The sequence below is a fragment of the Flavobacterium sp. JLP genome (genome assembly GCF_015350755.1).
Taxonomy (GTDB): Bacteria; Bacteroidota; Bacteroidia; order Flavobacteriales; family Flavobacteriaceae; genus Flavobacterium.
The window spans coordinates 486,895-505,981 of the sequence record NZ_JADKPS010000002.1 but is presented as its reverse complement, the minus strand read 5'-3'; the positions used below and the strand labels follow the sequence as shown (position 1 = coordinate 505,981).

Annotated in this window: 14 protein-coding genes and 1 tRNA gene; 5 read left to right on the top strand and 10 right to left on the bottom strand. The window is 32.8% G+C overall.

Annotated features, from left to right (window positions below):
- Nucleotides 1-26: 26 nt before the first annotated feature.
- Together IRZ83_RS07585 and IRZ83_RS07580 are read right to left on the bottom strand one after the other, a co-directional pair.
- A complete protein-coding gene (locus IRZ83_RS07585) occupies nt 27-1,610 on the bottom strand; it encodes an AraC family transcriptional regulator (protein ID WP_228520672.1) in 1,584 nt (527 codons plus the stop codon).
- Nucleotides 1,611-1,806: 196 nt separating this feature from the next.
- A complete protein-coding gene (locus IRZ83_RS07580) occupies nt 1,807-3,561 on the bottom strand; it encodes an AraC family transcriptional regulator (RefSeq protein ID WP_194567889.1) in 1,755 nt (584 codons plus the stop codon).
- 164 nt (nt 3,562-3,725) lie between these two features.
- On the opposite strand from IRZ83_RS07580, the gene IRZ83_RS07575 reads away from it, so the two are divergent.
- The 4 genes from IRZ83_RS07575 to IRZ83_RS07560 all read left to right on the top strand — a co-directional run bounded on the left by IRZ83_RS07575 (nt 3,726) and on the right by IRZ83_RS07560 (nt 7,324).
- Nucleotides 3,726-4,904: an acyl-CoA dehydrogenase family protein gene (locus IRZ83_RS07575; RefSeq protein ID WP_029271609.1), complete on the top strand. Its 1,179-nt coding sequence runs from the start codon at nt 3,726-3,728 to the stop codon at nt 4,902-4,904.
- 87 nt (nt 4,905-4,991) lie between these two features.
- Nucleotides 4,992-5,774 carry a DUF3050 domain-containing protein gene (locus IRZ83_RS07570; protein WP_194567887.1) on the top strand — a complete coding sequence of 261 codons (783 nt, stop codon included), beginning with the start codon at nt 4,992-4,994 and terminating at the stop codon, nt 5,772-5,774.
- Nucleotides 5,775-5,841: 67 nt separating this feature from the next.
- Nucleotides 5,842-6,606 (top strand): SGNH/GDSL hydrolase family protein, encoded by a 765-nt coding sequence (locus IRZ83_RS07565; RefSeq protein ID WP_194567886.1) that lies wholly within the window; start codon nt 5,842-5,844, stop codon nt 6,604-6,606.
- A 211-nt stretch (nt 6,607-6,817) separates the two neighbouring features.
- The gene (locus tag IRZ83_RS07560; protein ID WP_194567884.1) at nt 6,818-7,324 is read left to right on the top strand and encodes a GNAT family N-acetyltransferase; all 507 of its coding nucleotides are present in this window, start codon (nt 6,818-6,820) and stop codon (nt 7,322-7,324) included.
- Nucleotides 7,325-7,333: 9 nt separating this feature from the next.
- Here IRZ83_RS07560 and IRZ83_RS07555 read toward each other — a convergent pair whose 3' ends face one another.
- The 6 genes from IRZ83_RS07555 to IRZ83_RS07530 form a co-directional block, all read right to left on the bottom strand.
- Nucleotides 7,334-10,171 (bottom strand): type I restriction endonuclease subunit R, encoded by a 2,838-nt coding sequence (locus IRZ83_RS07555; protein ID WP_194567882.1) that lies wholly within the window; start codon nt 10,169-10,171, stop codon nt 7,334-7,336.
- A gap of 222 nt (nt 10,172-10,393) precedes the next feature.
- Entirely contained in the window at nt 10,394-11,305 is a 912-nt protein-coding gene (locus IRZ83_RS07550; RefSeq protein ID WP_194567880.1) for an Abi family protein, read from the bottom strand.
- A 238-nt stretch (nt 11,306-11,543) separates the two neighbouring features.
- On the bottom strand, nt 11,544-12,749 hold the full coding sequence (locus tag IRZ83_RS07545; RefSeq protein WP_194567878.1) for a restriction endonuclease subunit S: 1,206 nt from the start codon (nt 12,747-12,749) through the stop codon (nt 11,544-11,546).
- Nucleotide 12,750: 1 nt separating this feature from the next.
- Nucleotides 12,751-14,343, bottom strand: a complete 1,593-nt coding sequence (locus IRZ83_RS07540; RefSeq protein ID WP_194567876.1) for a type I restriction-modification system subunit M — start codon at nt 14,341-14,343, stop codon at nt 12,751-12,753.
- 89 nt (nt 14,344-14,432) lie between these two features.
- Nucleotides 14,433-14,519, bottom strand: a tRNA-Ser gene (locus IRZ83_RS07535).
- A 48-nt stretch (nt 14,520-14,567) separates the two neighbouring features.
- On the bottom strand, nt 14,568-15,452 hold the full coding sequence (locus IRZ83_RS07530; RefSeq protein WP_194567874.1) for a LysR substrate-binding domain-containing protein: 885 nt from the start codon (nt 15,450-15,452) through the stop codon (nt 14,568-14,570).
- A gap of 91 nt (nt 15,453-15,543) precedes the next feature.
- Here IRZ83_RS07530 and IRZ83_RS07525 point away from each other — a divergent pair, with 91 nt between their 5' ends.
- A complete protein-coding gene (locus tag IRZ83_RS07525) occupies nt 15,544-16,776 on the top strand; it encodes an MFS transporter (protein ID WP_194567872.1) in 1,233 nt (410 codons plus the stop codon).
- Between the two features lie 122 nt (nt 16,777-16,898).
- Here the strand turns inward: IRZ83_RS07525 and IRZ83_RS07520 are convergent, their stop codons facing one another.
- Together IRZ83_RS07520 and IRZ83_RS07515 are read right to left on the bottom strand one after the other, a co-directional pair.
- Complete coding sequence (locus tag IRZ83_RS07520; RefSeq protein ID WP_029271601.1) at nt 16,899-17,930, bottom strand: asparaginase; 1,032 nt, start codon at nt 17,928-17,930, stop codon at nt 16,899-16,901.
- Complete coding sequence (locus tag IRZ83_RS07515; RefSeq protein WP_194567870.1) at nt 17,920-19,056, bottom strand: 1-acyl-sn-glycerol-3-phosphate acyltransferase; 1,137 nt, start codon at nt 19,054-19,056, stop codon at nt 17,920-17,922. Before IRZ83_RS07515 ends, IRZ83_RS07520 begins: the two co-directional genes overlap by 11 nt.
- Nucleotides 19,057-19,087 lie beyond the last annotated feature (31 nt).

The following is a 19,087-nucleotide window of genomic DNA, read 5'->3' as shown; positions in this document are numbered from 1 at the left end:
AGTAGAATTTAATAAAATTAATGTAATTAAATATTATTCGCAAATTGAGCTGGAGATACTCCAGTTCTTTTGCGAAATGATTTTGCAAATGAAGCTGCATTTTTAAAACCAACACTTTCTGCAGCAGCTTGTGTTGAAAATTTACGATAATTATCATTTGTAATCATTTCATTAATTACATAATTGATTTTTAATTCGTTGGCATATTCTCCAAATGTTTTTTCAAATCGCTTATTAACGACATGAGATAAGTAAGTAGTATTTGTTTTAATTTTCTTTGCTACATTAGACAATGTAAAATCAGCACTTAAGTATTCTAATTTATCTTCAAGTTCTAACAATTTTATTACGATTTCTTCTTCTTTAGCTTGATCAATATTTAAGCTGATAATTTCTTTTCTAGCACTTATTAATTGGGGGCTAACGGGAATAGGTTTAGGATGTGACTGTTTTTTATTTTCAATATTGAATTTAAACTCCTGAATTAATGCATGCATTTTTTTTCGCGCCTTTTTCTTGTCTATACTATTTTTAACCAATAGAAATACAAAAACCAGAACAAGAAGAGAATACAATATTTTCAGCGCTTTATCCCAAAATAAATCTTTTTCATATTTTTTCTCAATAGCTAACATTTCTGATGTTAAGCCATCAATTCCTTGTTTATAGTTTACCGCAGCCGTCTCTACTCTTAATTTACTTTCAAATTCATCTAGTTTATCCAAGTAAATTTTACAATGCTTATGCGCTAACTCTGGTTTATTAAGTTCTACATAAATACGAGCCTGATAGCAGTTAGATTTTAAATAAGTATTATCATTTGAATTTGTTAAAAGAGAAATTGAATCACTTTTTTTATAAAACAATAATGCCTTCTCATTTTTTCCGGTTGTGTGATACACGTCGCCTAAATTATAATAAGCATTGCTTAATAAGTCAAGCTGCTTATTTTTTTTACTCATGGACACAACTTCCAAATAGGTCTTTTCTGTGTTGTAATAGTCTCCCTTCCAATTAAAAATATTACCTAAGCTTAGAGTTGCTGTTGCTTCATTATACGGGAAAGTTTTAGAATAGTAAATTGCCTTTTTATAAAAGTAACCTGCTGAATCGAGTAAATCCATTCTGTGTTTATTCTCGACAAAATAGCTTTCGTACGCACTTCCTAAACCAAGATTAATATTGCTTCTTCTATTTAGCACATCTGCTTTCGGAAATAGATCTTCATTTTTAGTGATAAAATGGTCCAGTTCCTTAAGGTTTTTTATAGCCAGTTGGCTGTTTCCAACTGCCTCATTTATTAATGTGATATTAGCCTTAAATTTAACAATCTGATTAATATCCTTAATTTGTTCTGAAAATTTAATTCCCTGTTGCCATTTTTCTAGGGCTGCACTAAAATTGCCTCTGTTAAATTCTGCCAGACCTCCATTATTATATATATCCGCCTTGAGATGTGTTTTAGCAGGAGAGTTTGGTACTTTTTCTAAATAATTAAGTGCTATTTTGTACTTCTCTTTAGATTGCTTCGTCAAACCTTTCATTTGTAATAAGCTTGACATTGCAGCATTCGCAAAAGCCAAATGCTTATTGTTATTTGATTCCGCCATTTTATGAGCATAAAACAAAGAGCTGTCGATATTTGCATTAAAATAAAGTCTGATTTTACTTTTTAAGAATACAAAATCTTCCTCGTTCATGGTCTTTTTAGATTGAGCATGCGCTGTACTAAGAAAAAAGTAGAAGAATAAAAAAACACCTATCTGCCTCATCTAATTTGTTTTTTGAAAGCTAAAAAAGAACACATTAAATATTGCTTGCAAACTGTGCTGGAGATACTCCTGTTCTTTTACGAAATGATTTTGCAAAAGAAACTGCATTTTTAAAACCTACACTTTCTGCAATAGCCTGCGTAGAGTATTTACGATACATATGATTGGTAATCATCTCGTTGATCACATAATTAATTTTTAATTCATTAGAGTACTCACCAAATGATTTACCAAATCGCTTATTGACCACATAAGATAAGTAAGTCGTATTTGTTTTTATTTTTTTTGCCACATAAGGCAAAGTAAAATCTGCATTTAAATATTCTTGCTTGCTTTCTAAGGCTAAAAGTTTTTCGACTATTTTATTCTCTTTTGCTTCATCAATACTTAAATTAATATTTTCCTTTTTGAGATGAATTTCTTCGTGTTCAAGTATTGCTTCTTCTTTTTCTTCCACTTCAAAATCAGGCTGACTTTTCTTCTCGATATTAGCTTTAAATTCTTCAATTAAGGCATTCATTTTTTTATGTGCCTTATTTTTATCGCGTATATTTTTAATCAGTAAAAAGACTATCCCAATAAAAACCAGTACATAAAACACCTTTAAGCCTCTATCTAAAAAAACATCATTTTTATATTTCTTTTCAATATTGACCATCTCATTTGTTAGATCACCTACTCCCTGTTTGTAATTAACCTCTAAAGCCTGTTCACTTAATTTTGCTTCTAATGGCTCATAATTATCCAGATAAATTTTAGAGTGTTTGTAAGCCAGATCCGGTCTTTTAAGAATATTGTAAATTTTGGCTTGATAATAATTAGATTTTAAATAATCAAGCTCATTGCTTTTTGTTATTGCTGCTATCGAATCGCATTTTTTAAAAAAAACTAGTGCTTTATCATATTTTTTTGTAGTAAAATAAACGTCTGCCAAGTTATAATTAGCAATGCACAATGAACTTTGAATATTATTTTGCTGCGCTAAAAACACTACATCATAATAGGTTTTTTCGGCACTTTTATAGTCTCGTTTCCAGTTGTATACATTTCCTAAACTCAATTTTGCAGAAATTTTATTTCCGATAGAGTTTTGAGAATAATTGATTGTCTTCTTGTAATAATATTCCGCCGAATCGAGTAAGTATTTTTTACTTTTATTTTTCATGAAGTAGCTTTCGTAAGCACTTCCTAAACCATTATTATTATTACTCTTATAATTTAATAATTCTTCTTTAGAAAAAACATTTTCATTCTCATCTACAAAATCATTTAGGAATTTTAGATTTTTAATCGCCAATTGATAATTACCAACAGCATCATTAACAAAGGCAATATTTCCCTTAAGCTTAGCCATTTGTTTAACGTCTCCTGTTTCAAGAGCAAACTTCAATCCTTCTTGATAAGATTCAAGGGCTTTTCCTAAATTACCTCTTGTATATTCTGCAATTCCATTATAATTGTAGAGATACGATTTCATCTGCGTTTTTTCGCGAGAATCAGGCATTTTTTCTAAGTAATAAAATGCTGCTTTGTATCTTTTCTGAGACTCTTTTTGATTGCCTTTTGCTTGCATCTTTGCAATCATTACTCCATTTGCAAAAGCTAAGTGCTTATAATTATGAGATTTCTCCATTTGATAAGCATATACAAGTACGCTATCTGGACTCGAGTTCCAATGTAGACGAATTTTATCTTGCAACGCTAAATATTCCTGTTCTGTAATTTGATGATTTTGGGCAAAACCGTTATTAAGAACAAGAAAAAGTAAAAAAGAGATGATAAGCCTCATTAATTTGTTTTTGAAATTCAAAAATAGCGTATAAATTTTCAATAAACTAAAATTTATTTGCCATTTGCTTGTTAATTTTGTTAAAGACTGAAAAAAATATAACAATTTAGCTTTGTTTTGTTATATTTTTATTACGTAAATTTGTTTTGTAAAAACTATCAAAAATGAAACCAGATTTATTTCAATCCCCAGATTATTACAACCTCGACGATTTATTGACAGACGAGCATAAATTAGTTCGCGAGTCTGCTCGTGCGTGGGTAAAAAAAGAAGTTTCTCCTATTATAGAAGAATATGCTCAAAAAGCAGAATTTCCAAAACAAATTATAAAAGGACTAGGAGAAATTGGCGGTTTCGGACCTTATATTCCCGTTGAATATGGTGGTGCAGGTTTAGATCAAATTTCATATGGTTTGATCATGCAGGAAATCGAAAGAGGAGATTCTGGTGTACGATCTACTTCATCTGTTCAGTCATCTTTAGTAATGTATCCAATTTGGAAATACGGAAATGAAGAACAGCGAATGAAATATTTGCCAAAACTCGCAACCGGTGAATTTATGGGCTGTTTTGGGTTAACCGAACCTGATCATGGCTCAGATCCTGGAAGTATGATTACCAATTTTAAAGATATGGGCGATCATTATCTTTTAAATGGTGCCAAAATGTGGATTTCAAATGCACCTTTTGCCGATATTGCTGTTGTTTGGGCGAAAAATGAAGAAGGAAGAATTCACGGATTGATTGTTGAACGCGGCATGGAAGGTTTTACAACGCCTGAGACACATAATAAATGGTCGCTGCGTGCATCATCAACAGGAGAATTAATTTTTGATAATGTAAAAGTTCCGAAAGAAAATCTTTTGCCAAATAAATCCGGTTTAGGCGCACCGCTTGGCTGTTTAGATTCTGCTCGATACGGAATCGCATGGGGAGCAATTGGTGCAGCGATGGACTGTTATGATACTGCTTTGCGTTACGCTAAAGAAAGAATTCAGTTTGGAAAACCAATTGGAGGAACGCAACTGCAACAAAAAAAATTAGCCGAAATGATTACCGAAATCACAAAAGCGCAATTATTGACCTGGCGTTTAGGTGTTTTGAGAAACGAAGGAAAAGCAACAACGGCTCAAATCTCGATGGCAAAACGCAATAATGTCGACATGGCCATACACATCGCACGCGAAGCCAGACAAATGTTGGGCGGCATGGGAATTACAGGCGAATATTCGATTATGAGACATATGATGAATCTTGAAAGTGTTATTACTTATGAAGGCACACACGACATACATTTATTGATAACCGGAATGGATGTAACTGGTATTCCAGCTTTTAAATAGTAAACAACTATTAAAATATTTACAAAAACTATCTGAAAAGCTTCTTCTTACCGAGAAGCTTTTTATCTTTGCCCAAAATTTACTTAAATGAATATTGAAACTATAAACAATAGCATTCAACCTCAAAAAGAACAGCTCTTACAGCATTCTTTATACAATAAAATACAAAGCATTGATGATTTGCATAGTTTCTTAGAAAATCATGTTTTTGCCGTTTGGGATTTTATGTCTTTATTAAAAGCTTTACAAGCCAAACTTACTTGCACTACGACACCTTGGTTTGCAACTAAAAATCCGGAAACAAGATATCTAATCAATGAAATTGTTCTTGCAGAAGAAACTGATTTGACCATTGACGGAAGAAGACAAAGCCACTACGAAATGTATCTTGAAGCGATGGAAGATTGTGGAGCAGATACTACAGGAATCAATACATTTTTATCTCAAGTGCATTCGCTTCATAACATTTTTGTTGCTATTAAGCAAAGTTCGCTGCATCCAGATGTAAAAGCTTTTTTAGATTTTACTTTCAGAGTAATCGAACAAGGAAAACCACACGAAATTGCTGCCGCTTTTACTTTTGGAAGAGAAGATTTGATTCCGAGTATGTTTACTGCAATCTTGAAAAACTTTCAAAAAAACCTGCCAGAAACTGATTTGAGCAAATTGCTTTATTATTTTGAAAGACATATTGAATTGGATGCAGATGAACACGGACCAATGGCGATGCAAATGATCACAGATTTATGTGAAGATGATGCTCAAAAATGGAAGGAAGTGGAAGAAATTTCAATATTAGCCTTAGAAAAACGCATCGGACTTTGGAATGCAATCGAAGAGCAAATCCTGATGAAAACAGAAATGGCATAAAAACCAAAAGAAGTTATTTAACGTAACTATTTGTTTAAAATGACCCAGAATCTAATTTATATAAATTATGAAACCACATTTCAAACAAATAGTTACCGTTATTATCTCTATCTTTCTTTTGAGCTGCAGTGCCGATGAAACTTCTTCGCAAACTGCTGTTAATCCTACGGCTGTTATACCGCCAACAACACAAAATCCTACAACTCCTATCTCTAGTTCAATAAATTATCTGGCTTTAGGCGACAGTTATACAATAGGTCAAAGCGTTTGTGAAACTTGCCGTTTTCCGGAACAGCTTAAAACCAGTTTAAAAGCACTTTATCCTCAAACTAATTTTTCCTTAAAAATAATTGCCACAACCGGATGGACAACTACAAATTTAATTCAGGCAATTAAAGAACAAAATCCTTCTTCAGATTACGATTTAGTTACTTTACTAATTGGTGTAAACAATCAATATCAAGGAAAAGACTTTTCCAAATATGAAAGTGAATTTCCCGAACTGGCAAATAAAGCAATTCAATTAGCAAAAGGCGATAAAAAAAATGTAATTGTAATTTCCATACCTGATTATGCTTACACTTCTTTCGGAATGATGTTTGGAACTGAAGGAAGAATGAAAATCACCGAAGAAATCAATAAATACAACACTTTTGCCGAAAACTACTGTATCAAACAAGGAATTACTTTTGTATCAATTACAGAAATTACACGTCAGGGACTCGCTAATCCAAGCCTTGTAACAACAGATGGATTACATCCTTCAGAAGCTGCGTATAAATTATTTGTCGAGAAAATGATGCCAAAGGTAAAAGTAGCTTTGCAGGATTAAAGTTTTTACCGGAGCAGAAAAATCAGTTTTCAAAAGACAAATTGTCCCGCTATCCACTATATCTTTTGTGGCAGATACAGCAATCGGCAAAGCCACAAAAGGATGCCGTTTCTATCGGGGCTAAACTAGAAAATTTTCGTTTTTTTAAGAATTTTGGAGTTTAAAGATTTACTTTTGTCAATTCAATAATCTTCAGAATCATCTGTTCAAAATGGAATTTCTAAAAACCACAGCCAAAGATATCAATGCTGTTTTTGATCTTTATAATCAAGCAACATTATATCAAAAAACAGTCAACAATAAAAGCTGGAGAGGTTTTGAAAGGGCATTAATAGAAAAAGAAATTGCAGAAAATCGTCATTTTGTAATTAAAGAAAATAGTGAAATTGCCTGCACATTTGTTATCACTTTTGATGATTTGATTATTTGGAAAGACGCCAGTTTAGAACCTGCTATATATCTTCATCGAATTGCAACCAATCCGAAATTCAGAGGTCAATCCTACGTTAAAAAAATTGTGGAATGGGCAAGAGTATATGACAAAGAAAACAACAAAGAATACATTCGGCTTGACACACACAGCGGCAACGAAAGAATTAATAAATACTACATAAGCTGTGGTTTCGATTATAAAGGAATCAGCACTATCGAATGGACAAACGAATTGCCGGAGCATTATAAAGAAGGCTCTTTCAGTTTGTTTGAGATTAAGGTTTAGAATTGTATTTTAATCATTAAAGAAAGTATCAATAAAATTCAGAAACTTATTTAATATTGTATCTCCAACAGTAGCTCGCTGTAAGATAGATGGCTGATTTTCTAAAACAGCAACTACTTCCTGCTTAGTTGGAATACGCTGTGAAAACAAATAATCCTCCGTAAGCTTTTTCAATTTATCAGCATTTAGCTTTTCATCAGTAACAAATTGATTGAAGGCTTTTTGCTGTTCTATGATCATAAACGAATTATACCCTTCTTCTATATCTTCTTCTGGTATTAAGGGAAGGTTTTCTTCTATAAATCTTTCAATCAATTCTCGTTTGCTGCGCAATTTCACATCTCCCGAAACTAAGTCTAAAATCTCTTTCTGCTTACGTTCTTTCTCTGCAAATGTTATTCCTTTTAATTTTGCCAATAAGGTTAAAATATACGAAACGGTAATATCGTCACGATGAATCAGTTCTAATTCAAAATCGACTTCATTTAAAATCGACGTTTTTACTTTTTTACCTTTTTCAGAAAGATCAAGATATTTTGATTTGTAATTATCAAATTCCTGCTCTCCTAAATCAATATCTTCAAAACTAAAATCAACAAATGAACTGATTATGTTTTTTAATCTAATAATTTCTCGAAATGCTTTTACAAATTCCAGTTCTTCGTCTTCTGTATATAAATCATCAACAGCTTCATGCGTGGGCACTATACTTTTCAGTTTATCATAAGCTTCATTTATGTCTTCTACGTATTTCTCATAAGGCTGTAAAATGATAACTTCTTTAGCATTCTTGTCTGAGAAAAGAGCAATTGCATCATCTGTCGCTTTTTTGAGGTTTCTAAAAACTACAATATTTCCCTGTGATTTTTTATCTCCTAAAATTCTGTTCGTTCTCGAATAGGCCTGAATCAAACCATGATACTTTAAATTTTTATCTACAAACAATGTATTCAGTGGCTTACTGTCAAAACCGGTTAAAAACATATTAACGACAAAAAGCAAATCAATTTGTCTGGCGCGCACCCGCTGAGCAATATCTTTGTAATAACTATAGAAAGATTCGCTGTCTTTTGTACTGTAATTTGTTTTAAAAGTTTGATTATAATCGCCAATGTAACTTTCGAGTTTATCTCTCTTATGATAAGCGTAGTAATCTTCTCGATTATCTGCTACGATATTGAAATCTTTTTCATCAAAATCATCTACATCGCTTATCATTTCGTCATTAGCGCCAAAACTAAAAATAGTTGCTGTTTTTAAATTGTGCTTTCCTTCTTTTTTGAGCTTTAAAAACAAATCATAATATTTAATCAGCATATCTACACTGCTTACACAAAACATAGCTGTAAACGTTTTATTTTGCGTTTTTACCGGATGCTGCTGGATAATATAGTTTGCTATTTTTTCGATACGTTCTCTGCTTTCCAGTAATTCCTGTGTGTCGATTGCTTCTACTTCAATATCTATTTCGTTTTGAGAATCTTGTTTCTCTTTGTATTTACCAACATATTCAACGGAAAAACGCAATACATTTTCGTCTTTAATAGCATCTGTAATTACATAACTGTGCAATTGTTCTCCAAACAAACTCGCTGTGGTTTGATTTTGCTTATTTTTAGATAAAGCATTATCAACAAAAATTGGCGTTCCGGTAAACCCAAACATTTGATAATTATCAAAATATTGCGTGATTTTTTTGTGCGTGTCGCCAAACTGACTGCGATGGCATTCATCAAAAATAAAGACAATCTTTTTATCTTTTAGATTGTCCATCGTTTTTAAATGATGTTCACGAGTAATCGCGTTGTACAATTTTTGTATTGTCGTAACGATTAATTTATTGTTGTTGTCATTAAATTGACGAACCAGGTTTTTGGTATTATTCGTTGGGTCAATACAATCCGGTTTAAAAGCGTTAAATTCTTTTGCTGTCTGGTAATCTAAATCCTGTCTGTCTACACAGAAAACAACTTTATCAACTTTAGGCAATTGCGATAATATCTGACTTGCTTTAAATGAAGTCAATGTTTTTCCAGATCCTGTGGTATGCCAGATATAACCATTTTTATTGGAGTTTTTTACCCGATCTATAATTCGTTCTACTGCATAAAACTGATACGGTCGTAATACCATCAGCATTTTATCAGTATCGTGCAAAACGATATATTTGGTAATCATTTTAGACAAATGACATTTCTCCAGAAAGATATTTGCAAAATCTTCGAGCTTCGAAATACGTTTGTTATTATCGTCGGTCCAATAAAAAGTTTGTTTGAAATCTGGTTTTTTGTTTCCGAAATTGCTGAAATATTTTGTATTTACTCCATTGCTGATGATAAACAACTGCACAAAATTGAACAAGCCCGTATTGGCAGAAAATGAATGTTTCTGATAACGGTCAATTTGATTGTAGGCTTCTTTTAATTCCAGTCCGGTTTTCTTTAATTCAATTTGTACCAAAGGCAGACCATTAATCAAAATCGTAACATCGTAACGGTTTTTGTAAGTTCCTTCAACCGTAATTTGATTGGTAACCTGATACTCATTCTGACACCAGAAATCCATATTTAGGAATTCGATATAAACCAATTCATTGGTTTCATTTCTAAAAGCAAACTTATCCCGAAGCAACAATGCTTTCTCAAAAACATTATTCGTCTTGGTTAAATGATTTAAAATCTGTTTGAAATCACTCTCCGAAAACACTTTGTTATTGTGCTTTTCTAATTGATTTTTAAGATTAACCAATAAATCATCTTCGTCTAAAATGGTTACTTTATCGTATCCATTTGAAGTTAACTGATTGATTAGGTTTTGTTCTAAAATTAATTCGGATTGTGATGTCATTTGTTAAATTTGCTAATACTTTTGTCATTTTGTTGACAAAGACATTCTTTATTTTGTACATTTACGCCGAGTTCATTTCTCATTGTGAGAAAAGGAAATCGAGAAACGCAAGCCTAGATGCTCTGCGTTTTTTGTTTTTATAACACTTCTGTTAACCTTCTTGTATACTTCTTTTTTATTATACTTTCCTTACATACAATTACATTGAAACTAATTAAAAGCTTATTTCCACAAAGGTTCATTTTGCCAGTTAGGCTTCATACCTAAAGCATTAGGATCCACATTTTGATATTTTTCAAATAAAATTGTCAACTTTTGAGTAAATTCATTCTTCGGTATTATTGTATTTAACATATATTTCATTAAGCACATATGTACATACAACTTGCTAAACTCATGTTGTTTTGGAATATTGTCTTCGTCGGCAATCCACGCATTGGGAGGTTTAGGCAATAATTTAACAGTTCCTGGTAAATTTCTATTCCAAAGTCTTGAATGGTGTGCGCAAAAATTACGTATTTGAGCGATAGATTGCAACCAGCTAGGTAAAAAAGTATGATTAACAGCGCCAAATTCTTTGGCGATTGCATCTTTTGCTTTTACCGTGTGTTTTAGATTACCATATAATTTTGACAAAGCACCAAAACTCGTTTGTTCTAACGATTTCCAAGCAGGAGGAAACCGTCCATCATCGTTGTGTTTTTTATTATGTTTTTTAATTACTTCATCTTTGGTTCGTGAAATTTCATCTTCCAAACTTGATAAGGTTTTAACCAAAGCTTTGCTGTCAGTAAACAAATCAAAGTTTTGAAACCACCAAGGGTTAACCTCATGAGACAAATAATAAATTAATTTGGTACGTAAACTAATTTCAATTTTTTCAATCACATCAAACAAAAGCAATCGTAGTTCTGCATCAAAATTATACAATGCAATTACGTCCATAAAATTACTATTAGGCTTAAAGATATGATTTTCTTTATCTGACTGCATAACATACCAGTACTCACCCAAACGATAATAGCTGATATTAATAAGGTATTTTTCTGCGATACGAGGATGCTTAATTTGTAAACCTCTAGATTGTAGTTGGGCCACCTGCTCCTCAAGGGTAAATGCTTTTTTAGTAAACATACAGAAGCTAAAAAATATTAGGAACTACTGTAAAAGCAAAAGACACACCCTGGGACGCTGTTCTAACGGGTAGCGTGGTGTGTACTGTTGGTGCAAAAGTACAACATTTATTTAATTTCGCAATCATATTCAAATATTTTATTTATTACTAACAAAAACAACAATTCCTGTTTTGATTTGACCATTCCGCCAAAATTAAAAGTTAAATCTAAGTATTTTATATTATTTTATCTGCAATTTAAACAAACATTTGTTGCAACAACCCTTTTTTATATTCATGCATATCTTTTATTTGTGTTGCCACCAAAGCAATTTTTTCGTCTATTGCGGAAAGAAAATTGGCGATTTTGGTTTGTTCTGACAAACATGAAACTCTTATAATAAATTTTGAGAATTCTGTTTTATTAATAATTGGTAGAGTTGTATTTGTTTGAGTAGACTTTATAAACGGAGTTATATATAGTAAAGAATAATATATGTATTCATTGTCAAAATTCTTATGTGGTACTAACGCATTTATTTGTTGATTTGTAATACAAGGAAATAACGAAAGACTCATTTTCCCAATTGAAGCAATGCAAGTATAAATAATACTCTTTGATGGCAAAATTTTTAGCTTATAATTAAAACTTACATTTCTCTCACATTTTTCTTGATATTTGAGACCTTCTTTTATATCTGTAGGTGTGATAAATTGTATATCTCCGTTCCACAAATCAGCATCACTAGTACTAGGAGTTTTTCCTGTAATGATTTCACCAACCTCCCCCAAAGTTTTCTCCTCCCACTCCTCAAAATCATTCCCATTATCATCTTTAAATCGAATCTCCTGATTAAAGATTTTCTGCATCATTCCTTTTTTGTATTCTTCTAAAAGGGCTTTTTTTTCTTTTAATAAATTGATTTTTTCATCTATTGAAGAAAGGAATTTGGCGATTTTGGTTTGTTCTTCTATTGAAGGAATCCTAAAGCTTAATTTTTTAAAATATGGCAGCCCAATAGTTTTAATTGTATTGCCAATTGCAATTCTTTCAAATTCTGGTTTTAAAATCTGTAATTTATAATATAAGAACCAATTATTCAATCTGTTTTCTATTGGTTTCCAGACAATAAAATGTTGACTAACTGCCATGTCTGTTTTCATAACTGCGCTTTTTCCAACTCCAGCATCTCTGGATAAAATAACTGTTTCTTTAGGATGTAATACTGCAGATGAATTTTTTAATCCATCAGTTGAGATTTCATATAATGTTTTTTCAATATAACCTTTATCTAAATTTTTACTATCAGCTAATGAAACCCATTTTATATCTCCATTATAATAGTTTTCAAATTTCTTATTTGGAGTATGCCCAGATCCTCTCACTGAAATATCGTCAAGTAATGTATTTTGCCAATCACCTTCAAACTCAGGAAACCGTAATTTTGGTTGTAACATTTCCATCTTAAAAAGGAGTTTTTATATTCAACTCAGCACAAAAAGAAGCAATAGTTTTATCTACTGTTTCCATTTTACTATCAATACTTTGCAGTTTTTCAGCAATGGCATTTACATCAATACTTATCGCTTCTTCAAAAGTATTTACATATCTCGGTATATTCAGGTTATAATCGTTTGCTTTTACCTGCTCCAGCGTCGCAACGTTAGAGTATTTCTCGATTATTGCTCTCGATTGGTATGTGGTTACAATTTTATTAATGTGTTCGTCGCGCAGCACGTTTTGGTTTTTTACTTTTTCAAAATCGTTGCTGGCATCTATAAACAAAATATCATCTGGGTTTTCTTTGCATTTTTTAAAAACCAAAATACAAGTCGGGATACTGGTACCGTAAAATAAATTGGCAGGTAAACCAATAATGGCATCAATATAATTGCGGTCTTCTATCAAAAACTTACGAATATGTCCTTCGGCTGCACCGCGAAACAAAACCCCATGTGGTGCAATACATGCCATGATGCCGTTATCGTCAAGATGGTGCACCATATGTTGTATAAAAGCAAAATCAGCTTTGGTTCCGGGAGCTAGTCTTCCGTATTGCGAAAAACGTTCTTCGTTAGAAAATAAAGGGTTCGCACTCCATTTTGCCGAAAACGGCGGATTGGCTACAATCGCCTCAAATTTTAATCCTTCGTGCTGTGGCCGCTCGAGTGTATCTTCATGTTTAATGTCGAATTTATGATAATTTACATCATGCAAGATCATGTTCATTCGCGCCAGGTTGTAAGTCGTGCGGTTTTGTTCCTGTCCATAAAAATGTCCAACATCATCCACTTCTTTCGCTACACGAAGCAATAACGAGCCACTGCCGCAAGTTGGGTCGTAAACCGATTTTAGCTTGCTTTTTTTAGTAGTTACAATTTTTGCCAATATCGTCGAAACTTGTTGCGGCGTATAAAATTCTCCTGCTTTTTGTCCCGCTCCTGCTGCAAACTGCGCAATTAGATATTCATAGGCATCACCCAAAACATCGCCTTCGGTATTATCCAAATCAAAATCGATCGCATCAAGAGCTGTTAGAATTTTTACAATAACATCGTTTCTGTCTTTTGTGGTTCGACCAATTTTGGTAGAATTTAAATCGATATCATAAAAAAGCTGGTCAAAGTCATCCTGACTTTCAGAACCCATAGTACTTTTTTCGATACTGCTTAAAACATTGGCTAAATCTTCGAGTATAAAAGTGCTTTGTATTTGTTCTTCATCATCTTCATTAATTACTTTGGCATTTCCTTTTTTTGCAAGAGTTCCAAATAATTCTGAAGGTTTCAAAAAATAACCTAAAGCATCAACAGTTGCTTCTTTTAAAGCGCCTAAAATTTCTTTTCCGTGTTCGCTGGTTTCATCAATTTCAGCAAAAATTAAATTATCTGTTTTTAGAAATTCATTGGCTTTTTTCTCCAGTTTTTCCGAAAGATATTTGTAGAAAATAAAACCCAATATATAATCCTGAAATTGATTGGCGCTAATTTTTCCGCGCAATATATTGGCAATATCCCACAGTTTTTGTTCAAGAATTTTCTTTTGGTCGTCTGACATTATAATGTATGATTTGGTAATTGGAGAAAGTTAATAAAAAACCCCGAAATACAGATTCCGAGGTTTCATATTATTTAAGTTAAATTTCGCAGAGAGGAAGGGATTCGAACCCTCGATACAGTTACCCATATACTAGCTTTCCAGGCTAGCTCCTTCAACCACTCGGACACCTCTCTTTATTGGTTTGCAAAGAACACAAAAAAAATTGAGTTAGAAAAACAAAATCAACTATTACTTTCCATGCTTTTTCTGAACTCTTCTATGAATAATTTTACGGCCTTTTTTTGGTAAGCACCTTCAATAGTCAATATAAACGAATCACGCTGTGTTCCTACACCTGTAATCTGGATCGCTTTCAAATTATCCCAGCCTTTTAGCGCTTTTTCGGTTACAATTGTCGCCCAATCACTGTCGCCTACCAAGCGTAATAACGCATGAACAGCATTTAATTCAATAGAAACCTTTGGCTTCATGTTGTTTTTTAAAAATAATTCATCTAGAAATTCTCTAGAATTAAATCCTCTTACCGGCAAAATAAGGGCAACATCTTCTATTTTTTTAAATGCAATTTTATCTAAAACAGCCAAAGGATGCGATTTCGAAACAGCCATAACTAACTTTGATCGAAACAGCGGAATTTTTTGAAAAGGTTGCTTAATTTCATTTGACGAAATAACCAAAACCAAATCTAGTTCATTATTTAGCAGTTTTTGTTCTAACGGTTCTGTTGTACCATATTCAACAACAATTTTTAAATTTGGATATGTTTTTGCAAATGAATTAACGATTGGCAAAACCAAAAGTCCAAAAATATAAGTAACGCCAATTCGCAATTCACCGCCAATCATTTCATTCAAATCATCAATCGCCTGCTTGCCGTTTTGAACATTTTCGATGACTTGTTTGGCGTGAATCAAAAAAACAGAACCCGCTTCCGTAAGCTGAACTTTTTTGCCAATTCTAACAAATAAGGGCATTCCAAGCTCTTCTTCCAGTTTTTTTATCTGCTGAGACAAACCAGATTGTGTAACAAAACACAATTCTGCTGCTTTTGTAAAATGCAGCACTTCGGCAGTTTTAATAAAATATTCTAATTGATAGATTTCCATTTTGATAAGTTTTACTACTTATTATCAGTAAAATTATTAATTTTTCTAATGAAATCATAATCGCGAACTTTGTAAAAAAATATCAAAGGTTATGTTTAAAGCGTTAAAATCAAAAAACTTCAAATTGTTCTTTTACGGGCAATCTGTTTCTGTTATTGGAACCTGGCTTCAAAAAACAGCTGTAAGTTGGATGGTTTACAGCGTCACTGGTTCTGTTTTTCTTTTGGGATTAACCACTTTTTTAAGCATGATTCCGTCTTTATTTCTCGCACCATTGGCCGGAAGTATTATTGGCCGTTACGACAGACATAAAAGTATGATCGTATTGCAGTCATTGGCAATGTTTCAAGCGGGAGCTTTGGCTTTATTGATTTATCTAAAAATATACAACATCAATTTTATTCTGGCTTTAAGTCTTTTTCAGGGCATTATAAATTCTTTCGACATGACCTGCAGACAAACCATGATGATTGATATTGTGAATGACAAAGAAGATCTTCCAAACGCAGTTGCCTTAAACTCTACTTTAAATAATTTTGCCCGTATTGCTGGTCCAGCTTTGGCCGGAATTATTCTGCATAATTATGGTGAAGACATTTGTTTTATCGGAAATTTTTTGAGTTATATCCCGGTTTTGATTTCATTGTTGATGATGAAAATCAAGCCACACATAAAAGCAACTGACAAAATGAAAATGCTGGATGATTTTTTTGAAGGCTTAGACTATGTGAAAAAAGAAACTGAAATGGCAAAAATGCTTTTAATGTTAATGTGCAGCAGTTTGTTTGTTATATCTTTTAATACGTTGATGCCCGTCTTTGCCAAAGATATTTTTAGCGGTAATGCACAAACTTTCAGCTGGTTCGAGAGTGCTGCCGGAATTGGCTCAATTTTATCTGCTATTTATTTGGCTAATCTTAAAAGAGCAGACAATATGAGTAAAATAATGATCGCTGCCAGCTTATTATTAGGTTTCAGCATAATTATACTTGCTTATTCAAATAGTTTAACTATCGCACTTATTTGCATGGCATTGAGCGGTGTTGGCATGATGGCACAAACCTCAGCAATAAACATTTACGTTCAAACGCAAAGTCCTATCAATATGCGCTCTAGAAGTATCAGTTATTATTTAATGGCGTATCAGGGAATGATTCCGGTTGGAAGTTTAATTATCGGATACGTTTCTCACATTATTGGAACTAGAAATACGGTTGCCATTCAGGGAATAATCTGTATTCTATCAGTAATTGTGTATGTGTATTATAAAAATCGCAGCTCTGAAGAGGAGCTGGAGACTTGTCAGGTTCGCTATAAAGATTAAATTTTAAATTTCAATTAGCGCAAAGTTGTCATTTCGATCCCGAGGCTTCGGGATCGAAATGACAAACGGAATCGGTTTAACTTAATTAAATTAACTTAAATAACTTATATGGTGAAAAAAAATTAAAGCGAAATCTCGCCACGCAAAGCGGTTTCAAAAACATCTTTAAATTCTTTTTGAGCAATATTTTGTCCCAGCAAATACATCAATTTTGTAATTGCGGCTTCTGTAGTAATATCTTTTCCTGAAATAACGCCAAGAGATTTTAAGGCTGTACTTGTTTCATATTGTCCCATATTCACACTTCCGCCAGAACATTGCGTTACATTTACAATGTGCATTCCGGAGTTGATTGCTTTCTCAATTAAATTTAAAAACCAAACTTCTGTCGGAGCATTTCCTGAGCCATACGTTTCTAAAACTATTCCGCGCAAATCTTTAATAGCCAAAATAGAAGAAAGAACAACTTCGCTCATTCCGGGAAACATTTTTATAATGGCTACATGATTGTCTAAGTTTTTGTGCACAATCAACTTTGCATTTTCCTTTACAGGAAGAAATAAATGAGTGTTTAATTTTAAGTGCACCCCAGATTCTACCAATTCAGGGTAATTTGGCGCAGTAAAAGCTCTAAAATGTTCTGCATTTACTTTTGAAGTTCTATTTCCTCGGTACAATTTATATTCAAAATACAGGCAAACTTCAGTAATAACCGGTTTCCCGTTTTCTTGAAGAGAAGCAATTTGAATTGCAGTAATTAAATTTTCTTTTGCATCGGTACGAAGATCTCCTATTGGCAATTGAGATCCTGTAAATACAACCGGTTTGGCTAAATTCTCCAGCATAAAGCTCAATGCTGAAGCCGAATATGACATGGTATCAGATCCGTGCAATACAACGAATCCGTCATATTTAAGATAATTTTCTTCGATAATGACTGCAATTTTCGTCCACATTTCAGGATTCATGTTCGATGAATCTATTGGGTTTTCGAAAGAAACCGTTTCGATCTCACAATCTAATTGTTTGATTTCAGGAATTTTTTGCAATAATTTACCAAAGTTGAATGCTTTAAGCGCACCCGTTTCAAAATCCTTGCTCATACCGATGGTTCCACCAGTATAAATCAGCAATATTTTAGGTTTAGATGACATCTTGGTATTTTAATTTATTGACAACCGGATTTGCATACATCGACAAAAATCCTTGTCTAGTAACAGGATTGTCACTGCCAATACGCATTTCTAAACGACGCTCAAAAAGTGATTTTTCATTTTCTTTATATAAATGAGAAAATTTATCAGTGTTGTTTAAAATATCGTAAGCAATAAAATTAGTTGGCCACAATTGGTAATTTTTCAAAATAGAATCATCAATAACTTGTGCCAAGGCCTGAATTTGTTTGTTGGCGTTATCGTTTTCAGCTACAATCTGATCGATTTCAGTATCTAAAACATCTCCAACAGAAATATGTATTCTTTTTTTAGTTCCCATAATACCACTTAAAATGGTCATGAAATCTTCATTTTTATCTTTAACGTAAACTTCGTTATTTGCTTCTGCCATTAATTGCGGCATTTTTAAAACATCTGTCGGATCATATTCGTACGAAATTGAAACTGGAACTATTCTTAATTTCTTGAAATAATCCATTAAATTGGCTTCATCAGAGCCCATTCCGATCATTTTTAAAACGCCTGGATTGGTTTCGTCATTTCCATCTTTTGTACGTCCTTCTCTTTGCGCAATCCAAACCGAACGATTTTCGCGAAGCAATAACTGCCCCATATATTCTGCCAATAATTTAGAACTTTGCAACATTTCTCTTGGTGTCAAACCTCTTAAAACCAAGAAGTTTCTATTTAATTTAGCCAAAGTTGCCAAGAAAGCTTTTTTTACCAAATTATCTCCAATTGCAGATGCGGTCATGACCAAACCATGTTCGAACAAACAAACATTCAGCAATGTTGTGTCTAAAAGAATATCTCTGTGATTTGAGATAAATAAATAGGATGTGTTTTTTTCTAGTTTATCAAAACCTGAAGTTGTAAGACCTTCAGAGCTTTTTTCAAGCACTTTTTGAATAGTATTATAAATAAAGTTGCATTGAAAATCACGAATCGAATGTGTTTTCTTCAGCTGATCCTTCCAAACCTCATCTTCTACTTCCGGAAAAGTAAAGTTCATCATGGTTTTCATCATCGGGTGATTTACAACATCATGAAGTGCTTCATTTATTTCAGAATCATAAAACGGTCGAATGGCATCAAATTTCTGCATTATTTATTGGTTTTAAGTCGGCAAAAGAACA

Coding starts and splice junctions, on each gene's coding strand:
- IRZ83_RS07585 (WP_228520672.1), bottom strand. CDS start 1,610: ATGGCGGAATCAAATAACAATAAGCATTTGGCTTTTGCGAATGCTGCA.
- IRZ83_RS07580 (WP_194567889.1), bottom strand. CDS start 3,561: ATGAGGCTTATCATCTCTTTTTTACTTTTTCTTGTTCTTAATAACGGT.
- IRZ83_RS07575 (WP_029271609.1), top strand. CDS start 3,726: ATGAAACCAGATTTATTTCAATCCCCAGATTATTACAACCTCGACGAT.
- IRZ83_RS07570 (WP_194567887.1), top strand. CDS start 4,992: ATGAATATTGAAACTATAAACAATAGCATTCAACCTCAAAAAGAACAG.
- IRZ83_RS07565 (WP_194567886.1), top strand. CDS start 5,842: ATGAAACCACATTTCAAACAAATAGTTACCGTTATTATCTCTATCTTT.
- IRZ83_RS07560 (WP_194567884.1), top strand. CDS start 6,818: ATGGAATTTCTAAAAACCACAGCCAAAGATATCAATGCTGTTTTTGAT.
- IRZ83_RS07555 (WP_194567882.1), bottom strand. CDS start 10,171: ATGACATCACAATCCGAATTAATTTTAGAACAAAACCTAATCAATCAG.
- IRZ83_RS07550 (WP_194567880.1), bottom strand. CDS start 11,305: ATGTTTACTAAAAAAGCATTTACCCTTGAGGAGCAGGTGGCCCAACTA.
- IRZ83_RS07545 (WP_194567878.1), bottom strand. CDS start 12,749: ATGGAAATGTTACAACCAAAATTACGGTTTCCTGAGTTTGAAGGTGAT.
- IRZ83_RS07540 (WP_194567876.1), bottom strand. CDS start 14,343: ATGTCAGACGACCAAAAGAAAATTCTTGAACAAAAACTGTGGGATATT.
- IRZ83_RS07530 (WP_194567874.1), bottom strand. CDS start 15,452: ATGGAAATCTATCAATTAGAATATTTTATTAAAACTGCCGAAGTGCTG.
- IRZ83_RS07525 (WP_194567872.1), top strand. CDS start 15,544: ATGTTTAAAGCGTTAAAATCAAAAAACTTCAAATTGTTCTTTTACGGG.
- IRZ83_RS07520 (WP_029271601.1), bottom strand. CDS start 17,930: ATGTCATCTAAACCTAAAATATTGCTGATTTATACTGGTGGAACCATC.
- IRZ83_RS07515 (WP_194567870.1), bottom strand. CDS start 19,056: ATGCAGAAATTTGATGCCATTCGACCGTTTTATGATTCTGAAATAAAT.